Source organism: Bacillus sp. SRB_8 (genome assembly GCF_003264205.1).
GTDB lineage: Bacteria > Bacillota > Bacilli > Bacillales > Bacillaceae_G > Bacillus_A > Bacillus_A mycoides.
Genome location: NZ_NADT01000022.1, coordinates 1 through 10,200, shown reverse-complemented (window position 1 = coordinate 10,200; position 10,200 = coordinate 1). Strand labels below are relative to the sequence as shown.

General features: G+C 31.3%; 11 protein-coding genes and 2 pseudogenes. 11 read left to right on the top strand and 2 right to left on the bottom strand.

Annotation, left to right across the window (positions count from 1 at the left end):
* The 7 genes from B5P40_RS20535 to B5P40_RS20510 form a co-directional block, all read left to right on the top strand.
* The coding region (locus tag B5P40_RS20535) for an ABC transporter ATP-binding protein (protein WP_258402166.1) at positions 1–1,900 on the top strand (1,900 nt) is incomplete at its 5' end.
* The gene (locus B5P40_RS34180) at positions 1,884–2,429 is read left to right on the top strand and encodes a MauE/DoxX family redox-associated membrane protein (protein ID WP_011983442.1); all 546 of its coding nucleotides are present in this window, start codon (positions 1,884–1,886) and stop codon (positions 2,427–2,429) included. The genes B5P40_RS20535 and B5P40_RS34180, both read left to right, overlap by 17 nt.
* A gap of 3 nt (positions 2,430–2,432) precedes the next feature.
* Positions 2,433–2,564 (top strand): hypothetical protein, encoded by a 132-nt coding sequence (locus B5P40_RS33630; RefSeq protein ID WP_002052178.1) that lies wholly within the window; start codon positions 2,433–2,435, stop codon positions 2,562–2,564.
* A gap of 11 nt (positions 2,565–2,575) precedes the next feature.
* Positions 2,576–3,109 (top strand): TlpA family protein disulfide reductase, encoded by a 534-nt coding sequence (locus tag B5P40_RS20525; RefSeq protein ID WP_011983441.1) that lies wholly within the window; start codon positions 2,576–2,578, stop codon positions 3,107–3,109.
* 18 nt (positions 3,110–3,127) lie between these two features.
* Positions 3,128–4,060 (top strand): AAA family ATPase, encoded by a 933-nt coding sequence (locus B5P40_RS20520; protein WP_011983440.1) that lies wholly within the window; start codon positions 3,128–3,130, stop codon positions 4,058–4,060.
* On the top strand, positions 4,057–5,166 hold the full coding sequence (locus B5P40_RS20515) for a DUF58 domain-containing protein (protein ID WP_011983439.1): 1,110 nt from the start codon (positions 4,057–4,059) through the stop codon (positions 5,164–5,166). Before B5P40_RS20520 ends, B5P40_RS20515 begins: the two co-directional genes overlap by 4 nt.
* Positions 5,167–5,181: 15 nt before the next feature.
* Positions 5,182–5,907 carry a hypothetical protein gene (locus tag B5P40_RS20510; protein WP_113709758.1) on the top strand — a complete coding sequence of 242 codons (726 nt, stop codon included), beginning with the start codon at positions 5,182–5,184 and terminating at the stop codon, positions 5,905–5,907.
* Positions 5,908–5,972: 65 nt separating this feature from the next.
* On the opposite strand, the pseudogene B5P40_RS20505 reads toward B5P40_RS20510, so the two are convergent.
* Positions 5,973–6,665, bottom strand: a pseudogene (locus B5P40_RS20505) (IS6 family transposase).
* A 391-nt stretch (positions 6,666–7,056) separates the two neighbouring features.
* Here B5P40_RS20505 and B5P40_RS20500 point away from each other — a divergent pair.
* The 3 genes from B5P40_RS20500 to B5P40_RS33625 all read left to right on the top strand — a co-directional run bounded on the left by B5P40_RS20500 (position 7,057) and on the right by B5P40_RS33625 (position 8,938).
* Positions 7,057–7,662, top strand: coding sequence for a recombinase family protein (locus B5P40_RS20500; protein WP_078177308.1), 606 nt, complete (start codon positions 7,057–7,059; stop codon positions 7,660–7,662).
* A gap of 82 nt (positions 7,663–7,744) precedes the next feature.
* Positions 7,745–8,710: a tyrosine-type recombinase/integrase gene (locus B5P40_RS20495; protein ID WP_113709757.1), complete on the top strand. Its 966-nt coding sequence runs from the start codon at positions 7,745–7,747 to the stop codon at positions 8,708–8,710.
* Between the two features lie 48 nt (positions 8,711–8,758).
* Positions 8,759–8,938 carry a hypothetical protein gene (locus tag B5P40_RS33625; RefSeq protein WP_105590122.1) on the top strand — a complete coding sequence of 60 codons (180 nt, stop codon included), beginning with the start codon at positions 8,759–8,761 and terminating at the stop codon, positions 8,936–8,938.
* Positions 8,939–9,096: 158 nt separating this feature from the next.
* On the opposite strand, the pseudogene B5P40_RS20485 reads toward B5P40_RS33625, so the two are convergent.
* Positions 9,097–9,525: pseudogene (locus B5P40_RS20485) on the bottom strand (IS6 family transposase); the annotation flags it as partial.
* A 458-nt stretch (positions 9,526–9,983) separates the two neighbouring features.
* Between B5P40_RS20485 and B5P40_RS33620 the strand changes: the two are divergent.
* Positions 9,984–10,193: a hypothetical protein gene (locus tag B5P40_RS33620; protein ID WP_113709756.1), complete on the top strand. Its 210-nt coding sequence runs from the start codon at positions 9,984–9,986 to the stop codon at positions 10,191–10,193.
* The last annotated feature ends 7 nt before the right edge of the window (positions 10,194–10,200 follow it).

Genomic DNA, 10,200 nt, shown 5'->3' with positions numbered 1-10,200 from the left:
TATAACATGTTATAATTTGGAACGAAATAATATTTTTAGTTTTTTTAAAATTTTCAGAAAAATGAGGTGGACTATGCGGATTGAATATCTATTAAATTCTAGTAAACTAGTGTGGTCTACAGCTAGAATAGAACTAATCTGTATTCTATTAATAAATATATTCCAAGGGATTTTACCATTATTTACTTTAATTATTACTCAAAAATTACTGAATTCGATTCAACAATTATTTACTTCTAATGATAAAGTAATCTCCAATGTGATTATCTATTTGATTCTACAGCTTTTAATTAATTTAACCTCTACTTTTTTAGATAAGTATAAGATAACGATAAATATAAAATTGGAGCAACAAATAGACTATAAAATAAAAAAAATAATTGCAAATAAAGTGTTAAAGGTAAAGTATCAATATTTTGAAGATAATAAGTTTTATGATCATCTTCAAAGAGTTCAGGGGGATATAGGGAATAAATTTTTAGATCCTATATTGAAAATTATAGAAATCACAAAAAATAGTATTACCTTAGTATCCACCCTTTTATTTTTGGCACAATTTCATTGGTTGTTTCTTTTTTTAAGCATAATTTCAGCAATCCCGCTGTTTATTATGCAAAAGAAATTTGGAGAACAAAATTACTTTTTGATGAAATTCCAGACACCAAAAGCACGAGAACAAAATTATATCTTTTCATTATTAGTAAATCGTCAAGCGAATCGTGAATTACGTTTAAATCAAACATATGAATTTTTAATTCAAAAATGGTCTAAATCATTAAAAGCAAATAATAATGATATCTTAATGCAAGTTAACAGGCAACAAAATAAATTAATCTTGTTTAATTCTATTAATCACATAATTAGTATGGGTACAGTAATTTTGTTGCTATTTTTTATTTTTAGAAAATCAATAAAAATTGGAGATTTTGTCTCAATAAATAGTGCGGTACAAATTGCACAAAACTCAATAAATACCATAGCAACCTTGCTTGCGGAGATATATAAACAAAATTTGTTTATAACCGATTTGTACGAGTTACTAGGCTACGAGGACGAACAAGAAATTAGTATTGCAAATGAATTACAGCTGTTTCCAAAAACACTACAGAAAGGAATACAGGTTAAAAATTTATCTTTTTCATACCCTGGAACAGAAAAAAAGGTAATAAAAAATATTAATTTTGATATTCATCCGAACGAGAAGCTAGTGATCGTAGGAGAAAACGGATCTGGGAAATCAACCCTTATTAAATGCTTAATCGGAAGTTTTGAAGTTCCAAATAACACGATTTTTTTTGATGAAATAGATAAAAATAGAATAGAAAAGAAAAGTTTATATAACAATATAGCTGTTATATTTCAGGACTTTGTTAAATATGAATTAACTGCTAAAGAAAATATTTCAATAGGTTCCTGTGAGTTTTCCGAAGACACCATAATTTCTTCTTCTAAAATTGCAGAATCACATAGTTTAATATCGAAACTACCAAACAGTTATAATACTCAATTGGGAAGGCTCTTTGGCAATAGTACAGATTTATCGGGCGGACAATGGCAAAGAATAGCTATTGCAAGAGCATTGATTAAAACAGCACCGATACTGATTTTAGATGAACCTACATCTGCACTAGATCCTAATACCGAAGCAAATCTATTTGAAAAATTCAAAGAAATATCAAACGAAAAAATCACAATCTTTATTTCTCATAGAATGTATGCATGCCATTTAGCTGACCGAATTATAGTGATGAAGGACGGGGGCATAGTCGAAATGGGTACACACAATGAATTATTGAATCTACACGGTGAATATTTCAATCTATATAGTTCACAAAAAGAGAAGTATATAGACCCTAAAGAAGATACAGTAAAGGAGCAAATTTATGAACCTAATTATTAATATGACTTGCTTTATTTTTGGATATATTTTCATTACATCTAGTTTATATAAATTATTAAGATTTGAACAACACTACGCTATTGTACATTCCTATAATATAGTACCCGAATCCACAAATAGATTATTTGCATGGTTTGATAGCCTAGTAGAATTGGTAATTGGACTCTGTTTGTTGATTGGATTGCTACTTAAAATTAACCTAATATTCGCGATGTTATTAATGCTAATGTATACAATAGCGATAACAATTAATCTATTTAGGGGTAGGACAAATATCGATTGTGGTTGTGGGGGAGTTGTTGGCAATGGGAAAATATCAAAGAAGTTGGTATTCCGAAATGTAATAATGATAATTAGCATTTTTATACTTTGGTTGAATTTTGATTATAAAGTATTTAGTTTCCCTTTTAATAACCAATTTCTATTTCTTCATTCCTATTTAATTTTGACAATCATTATATATTTAACTATAAAAATCATATATAGTTTCAAACTCAATATTAGAAACATAATAACAAAGGGGGAATAATATATGGATACATTTTTAATTGTGGGTTTTATTATTTTATGGATTGTTGTTATAGCTGAAGCGGGATTTATGCTTTACATCATTAAAAGCTTGAACGACTTTATAGAGGTAATTGAGTCAACTAATGATAAATAAGGGGGGATACGATGAACAATTCAATAACCTTAATGGCTTTAATACTTTTATCAATTTTAGTAGTATTTCAAGGATTGTTATTGTTTAAATTTACAAATCAAATCAAATTTTTCGCTGGGGTAATTGCCACTTCATCTTATGTAAAATTTAGAACGGAACTACAGATTGGACAGGCTGCACCACCATTTAAGTTAAAAGACCAATTCAAGCAAGAATTAAGAGTTGGGCCAAATTCCAATAGTAATACACTACTAATTTTTATTTCATCAGGATGTCCAACTTGCAAAAGATTTGTCGATTCAATTAGTTCTACCTACAATTTTGAATATATCAAAATTTTCTTTATTAGTAATAAAGAATTAGATGATAGTTACATTTCAAAATTCAAAAACCATAATTTATCTTTCTCGGTATCTCCTGATATTTTTCAGTTATATAACATAAGATCCGCCCCGCAAGCCATTATAGTTAACAGTCGTGGGTACATAACCGATACTCTAAAATTACAAACTTGGGAAGATTTAGCGAAACAAAAAATAGGATGATAGATAGGTGGGCATTTTATGAGTACATTACAAAAAATAGTCAACAATATTTCAAGGGTAATTATAGGTAAAAACGAGTCGATTGAATTAGCGGCCATTGCTCTTATAGCAAAGGGACATATTTTATTAGAAGACGTTCCTGGAACTGGGAAAACATCTTTAGCTAAAAGTTTAGCTAAAAGTATTGATGCCGAATTTCAAAGAATCCAATTTACTGCCGATACCTTACCAGGTGATGTGATTGGGTTAGAATATTTTAATGTCAAAGAATCAGAATTTAAAACGAGATTAGGGCCTATATTTGCAAATATAGTATTGGTCGATGAAATAAATCGCGCTGTACCTAGAACTCAATCTTCATTATTGGAAGTTATGGAAGAACGTACAGTTACTATAGCAAAAAGCACATACACTTTACCTGGACCTTTTTTAGTTATTGCAACGCAAAATCCACTTGAATCAGCAGGGACATTCCCTTTACCAGATGCCCAATTAGATCGTTTTTTATTAACTATACGTCAAGGGTATCCTACTAGAGAGGCTGAGAAAGAGATGATGCAGCGATTCCAAAGAAATGATCCTTTAGAAAACCTACATTCCGTCATTTCAAGCGAAGAAATCTTAGCTTTACAGCAACAAGCAAGAGAAGTTTTAATGGGGGATGACGTTCAAGAGTATCTTCTTGAAATTATTGAGGCGACACGTAAACACGAACTCATCGAAATTGGTGTCAGTCCACGGGGTACCCTAGCATTAATGAGAGCTGCTCAGGCTCGTGCATTATTAAAAGAAAGAGATTTTTGTACTCCTGATGATTTACAGGCACTTGTAAGACCGGTATGTGCTCATCGATTAACCTTAACTATTGAAGGTGAAATGAAAACTACAAAAGAGGAACTTATAAATGAAATTCTCGATCGCCTTCATGTTCCGGTGGAGAATACGCAATGAAACGGACACTTATTTACACTCCATTAGCTGAGCCACTTATGATAGGAGTTGTATCAGTAGCTGCCCTAGTGTTATGTATATTTTCAAGCAATCTATTGATTTTATCGTTTGTATTCTTATATATATTTTTAATACTGTTTGTCCATGTTTATGTACGTAAAATATCTCATGTGCATTGGGAATATGTTCAAGGTAGTCCAAATACTTTTATAGGAGAAAAAAATATTTGTTCAATTAAAATTTCAAACAATACTATATTACCTATATTTAATATAGTATTTCGATTTAAATGCGATAATAGACTAAGTTGGAACCATGACGCACTAAACAAAAATCAAAGTACAGGTTCAAATTACTATATGAAATTCAATATGAAGGGAGAGGAGATAAGAACATTTGACATTCAAGCCATAGCCTTGAAAAGGGGAATCGGGAAATGGGAAGAAGTTGAAATAGTAATTTCTGATCCATTTGGTCTCATTATGAGCCATCTAACGTATAGTCAAATTGATACACCTGCTTATTTGATTTTTCCTGCTGTACCTAATATCCAAGTACCAGAATTAAAAGAGTGGTCGCGTGGATTTCGAAAATCTCTATCTTCACCATTGTACGATGAAACGAATGTAATAGGGATAAAAAATTATGAAAATGAAGATTTCCGCTCGATACATTGGAGTGCAACGGCAAAAACAGGAATCATAACTGCAAAGAAATACGAACGAACACAATCTGATAAATATGCACTCTATTTAAATTTAATAAATAAGAACGGAGTGTCAATAAGAAAGGATACAGAGGAACTTATAGAAATAACAGCCGGTATGTGCAAACAACTTTTAGTACAAGATTGTTCTTATGAATTGTGGATAAATACCGTAAGTCACAATGGATTGCTACACATTAAATTAGGAAATAGCAGAAAGCAGTTACAAAACACGCTAAAAGTACTTGCCTCCATTAAAGAACAGGATACTCCTGTATCTTCTTCTTATTTTTTTACGGCAGGTTTTCGTCGTAAGCAATTAGATGCTATTCCCTTAATTATCGGTACTTCTCCGAAACCAAATAATCGAACCGAAAAATGGATTGTAATAAAAGAATAAGAAGGGATTTATGTCATGTTCAATAGTAAAGGGCATATACAGATTGGCTTGTGGTGTGCAAGATTTTTGATAATTATTTTTTTCTCAATTGGTGCGATAACTATGTCCACTAGTGTTGTGCACATACAAAAAGTGATTAAAGAACATTATTTTAAGAAATCACCCAAGAAAGAGTATAAAGAGACAATAAGGGAATTTAAAGAAACTGACCTTCCTGAAACACCTATGGATGAAGTCGAATATATTGATACTGAGCAAAAGACTCACACCAATCGAAAAATAAAAATAGCAGAAGAAAAAAATTTCTTGAATTCTGTAATTTTACTACTTAGCAATTCATGGATTACTGTAGTTTTTTATCTCATTTGTATTCTAATTATCGTTTATTTTATTTATAAATATGTTAGAAAACAAATCCGCAAAAAAAGGAACCACCCAAAAACATATCATACAAGCAATCAAAAAATTAATACAGAAAAAAAAGGAGGGATTATTAATAAACCATTAAATCAACTTCCCACTGATCCGGTGCGAATAAAATTGATTGAATGGGAACAAACCTTGCAATTACATGAAAAACGGCGTTCTCACGAGTCCATACAGCAATGGTTATATAGAATTTGTAGAACCAGGGATATCATTCCTATTTATGAATCCATCCGATATGGAAATAAACCTTCTTCAGAAATAGACGTAGAAAAAACAGTGCTGTGGATACAGCAAAACAAGAAAACTGAGTAATAAAATCGGTTCTGGTACAAAAATAAAAGAGAATAAAACGCATAGATTCCTAACGGAATCGTATCTTATGCTGCAAGTCCAAACAATTGATGAATGAATTTTTTCTGGTTTTGGACAGACTGGTCCCGTAAATCAAGCTGTTCTTTTTTAATCATATGCATGGCTTCTACTCTAGGAAAAATGGATGTAGTTGTGTCAAAACATTTAATCCCTAGCATAGAACAATATCATCGCTTCGTTATAAAACGATGATCTTATTCTACTATTTTATTCAAGTACTTTTGTTGTCTAAGTTGCATACCATCAGGTATGCTTTTTTCTTTTTTCAACTGTTCAATTGCTATAGGATAAGCTGGGTTCTTATCGACTGTTATAACACGTGGCTTTGAAACATGAAAAGACCTCAAAGCTTTCTTGAAAAAGCGCTTTGTAGCCTTCTGGCCTCTTGTTTTATTTAGGAAAAAATCAATTGTGTTTCCTTTCGAATCAATAACACGATATAAATAGATTCATTAACCTTTTAATTTGATATATGTTTCATCGACTCCCCAAGGGTCACTTGTTTGTTTGAGGTGACGACGGATTCTTTTGTCCAATTCAGAACCATACTGATGAACCTAACGCATAATCGTTGAATGAGAAATGGATAAAACCCGTTTCCCCATCATTTCTACCAAATTTTGAAAACTGAGGTTGTATCGTTAACAAAATATTATCAGCTGATAATACATATATTTGAATACATGTTCCTTTCCCAGACCAACCACATACCTTTTCTAGAGTAATAGATTCCTTATGTCCAAGTTTTAGAGATTACTTACACGTCTATTAAAGTTTTTGCACTAGAACCACAATATGTAATTGAAGCAATAGAAGAAACGAAAACTGGAGAATAAAATAATTAATATTCAATGAATAATCTATTTTGTATGGAAGAGAACACTAAATTTGATTTTTCTTTTTCATTCCAAAAGGTACACCTTTTTTAGTAGTAATAATTTCATTAAAATTATTACTTCAAAAAGTATAAAACCATATTTTTGAAGCACTAAATAATTTTATATACCTTTTGAAGTGTTTTTTGGTATAATTTAAATAAATATATTGTAAATGTAAAATGTTATCATTATCAAAAGGAGTATTTATATTTTGAATGTACGAATATTTGGTTATATAAGAGTTAGTAGTAAAGATCAAAATGAAGATCGTCAACTTGAGGCAATGAAACAATTTATTTCTGATGAACGAGATATTTTTATAGATAAACAAAGTGGAAGAGATTTCAATCGAGAACAATATCAACTTGTAAAAAGAATGTTACGAAAAGACGATATTCTATATGTTCATTCTTTAGATCGTTTTGGTAGAAATAAAGAAGCAATTCTTCAAGAATGGACTGATATAACAAAGAACATCCAGGCACACATTGTTGTTTTAGACATGCCCCTTCTTGACACAACTCAATATAAAGATAGTTTAGGTACTCTTATTACAGATCTTGTACTTCAAATTCTTTCTTGGCTTGCTGAAGAAGAACGCACAAAGATTAAAACTAGACAACGTGAAGGGATTGACTTAGCCCAAAAACAAGGAAAACATCTAGGTAGACCGAGAACTGCAATTACAGATGAATTCATTCTTGCGTATACAAATTGGAAACAAGGAGAAATTTCAGCACTTGAAGCGATGCGGAGATGTAATATGACGAGCCCTACATTCTACAGGGTAGTAAAAAGACATGAAAATAGAAAGTAATTCAAACCAGTATTAATAGAAGTAAATTAAAAAGACGAGAATAGAAGCCCTTCAAAATTCACGAAATGAGGTGGTTAAAAATATGTCTACCACAAATCTAGAAAAAACAATACAACACTTTACTGATTACTTATTACAAAAAGGAAGAAAAACTTCAACAATCAAAAGATATACGTATGATATAAAACACTTTTTATCATGGTTAAAAACTACCGATCGGACCATTGATGAAGATATATGGAAATCCCTGAACAAAAGAAATTTCAAAGATTTTTTTCATTACTTAAAAGAAGAACGTCACTATTCAGATAAGACTATACACCGTATTTATAATGCACTGAATCGACTTTATGAATCATTGGATTTACCTAGTCCGATAGAAGGTGTAATACAAATAAATCAACCCGACCGATCATTAAGGGATAAAGATTTTATATCTTCAAAAGAAGAAAAACGTTTAAAAGAAGTCGTTTCTTCCTTAGCGGAGCTAACTGACAAACAGAAAGCTACACGCCCAATGTTATTAGAGCGCAATCTTTCTATTATTATATTACTCTTAGATTACGGATTATCTTTACAGGAGCTTGTTTCTTTGCAAATGAAGCATGTTCATTTCGAGATTAATATGTTATCTATTCCTCAAGACTCACAAATAAATCGTACAATCCATTTGAAAGAAGAAGATAAATTACATTTATACCAGTACTATAAAACCATTCCTGAACCTGTCCGTCCTAAATACCACAGCAGTGATCCACTATTTGTTGCTTTTGACTTTACTCGTGGAACATATCATTGGAGCTATGACGATGATGCACCAAAATTTTTGACTGAAATCTCTGTTCAAAAAATGATTCGTTTAGAAGTAAAACGTGCCAATCTTCGAAAGGGAATTTCTGCTCAACATTTCCGAAACACCTTTATTTTAAGTAAAATTAAACAGAAAAATAAACTTGAACAAATTCTGCAGCAAATCGGCTTTAAGTCTCACTTATCCTTAAAAAGATATTACGATTACTATAGGCAATACCAACTAAACACAGATTAATCAACATCACTTAATGTGTAATTTTTACACACCTACAGTTTTTTAATTATTTTAAGGGGGAACGAAAAATCATATTACGTTCATGAGTATACGCTACTAGATAAAACTACTAAATCCATTAAAATTGAACCCTGGCGTTCATTTAAGGAAGAAATGCGTGTTCTAGGAATAAAAGACAGCGATATATTCCAAATTCAAACGATAGAAATAAATCCGAATAAAAAGTAATATAGACCAAGAATAAAAGTGTTAAAATTAGTGATAATTCAAATTATGGATAAGAGAACAGTAACGTGCTTTTAACTTTAAAAATAGTCTAAACCCTTAAGTTGATGAATGTGTGGTACTACCCCATCACTATCAAGCTAAGGTTATGAGGTACCCCAATAAGCTGTATTCTTATCGACCGTTATCACACGTGGCTTTGAAACATGAAAAGACCGCAAAGCTTTCTTGAAAAAGCGCTTTGCATTCTTATGATCTCTTGTCTTGTTTAGGCAAAAATCGATTGTGTTTCCGTTCGACTCAACAGCACGATACAGGTACATCCATTGACCTTTTACTTTGATATATGTTTCATCGACTCTCCAAGAGTCATTTATTTGTTTGAGGTAACGTCGGATCCGTTTGTCCAATTCAGGACCATACTGATGAACCCAACGCATAATCGTTGTGTGAGCGATTGATACTTCTCGTTCTTCCATCATTTCCACCAGGTTACGAAAGCTCAAATTGTACCGCAGGTACCATCTTACTGTTAATAAGATCAGTTCAGGCTGATAATGTTTCCACTTGAATAGATTTTGCTTTTCCATACCAATCACATCCTTTTTTAAAGTACTATTATCAGTATGTCCAAGTTTGATAGACGCTTTTCATATACTTCAAAGTTTTTGCACCAGAACCGTACAACTTGCTTCTTACCCAAGTTGTATGGAATAGAGCATTTCATAAAAAACACTGCTCTATTTTAACTTTCATTACATATTATTGAAATCTATGCCCATAATATATATAAATCACGAAACATTTACACTCCTTAAATTCGTGAATGTAATGTTCTCAAGGCAGTTAGCTATTGCTAACTGCCTTTTTATTATAAGTATGTTCTCATCAAAATGATGAATTCCGGTTCTGGTGCAAAAACGACTACGTAGATAATCCAACATGAATGTTATATTTTTATGTAAATGAGTTGTTCGGGAATTAGTATAAAAATCCATATTTTTATACTTTGTAAAGATTAAATGTTCATAATTAATCTCATATTTTTGTGTGTATTTTGACAGCATTCGAGGTTTGCACCAGAGCCTTATTTTTTGTACTCATTTTTTCAATAGGAACTTTTTTTGCTGGTATGAAAGGATTCTCTAAAGTAGATAATTGGATTTCAATGCTTAGAAGCATAGTAACAGTTCTACTAACACTTTTATTATCAGTGTTTTTAACACTAACTTTGATTGTGGGATATGCATTAAGTTAAACGTATT